The sequence below is a fragment of the Brevibacillus sp. MCWH genome (assembly GCF_013096935.1).
Lineage (GTDB): Bacteria > Bacillota > Bacilli > Brevibacillales > Brevibacillaceae > Brevibacillus > Brevibacillus aydinogluensis.
The window spans coordinates 1-411 of record NZ_SDLF01000209.1 but is presented as its reverse complement, the minus strand read 5'-3'; the positions used below and the strand labels follow the sequence as shown (position 1 = coordinate 411).

Annotated in this window: 1 pseudogene; it reads left to right on the top strand. The window is 48.9% G+C overall.

The features are described from left to right. Positions 1 to 26: 26 nt before the first annotated feature. Positions 27 to 411 (top strand): annotated as a pseudogene (locus ETC00_RS20110) (pyridoxal phosphate-dependent decarboxylase family protein); the annotation flags it as partial.

Below are 411 nucleotides of genomic sequence, written 5' to 3'. Positions count from 1 at the left end.
TCTTAGACTTACCGCGGGAAAGTGCAGTGAATTTCGGAACCTCTGCATCGACTTGTGCCCTTGGGTGTTTGTCAGTAGCAAGACGTGAACTGCTCAAGCGTCAAGACTGGAATTTAGATACCCAGGGTTTGGCGGGAGCGCCCGAGATTCGAGTTGTTCTTCCTCAAAATGTCCACGTGACGGTCAAAAAAGCGCTCAGAGTACTGGGGTTTGGCGAGCGTGATATCACGTTCGCTCCGGTTGACCAATACGGAAGAATTGAACCGGAAAAACTGCCGAGAATTGATAGTCGCACGATTCTTTGTTTACAGGCAGGCGAAGTAAATACCGGAGAGTTTGATCTTTTCGAGCCACTGATAAAGCAAGCAAAGAATGTAAATGCTTGGGTTCACGTGGATGGCGCTTTTGGGC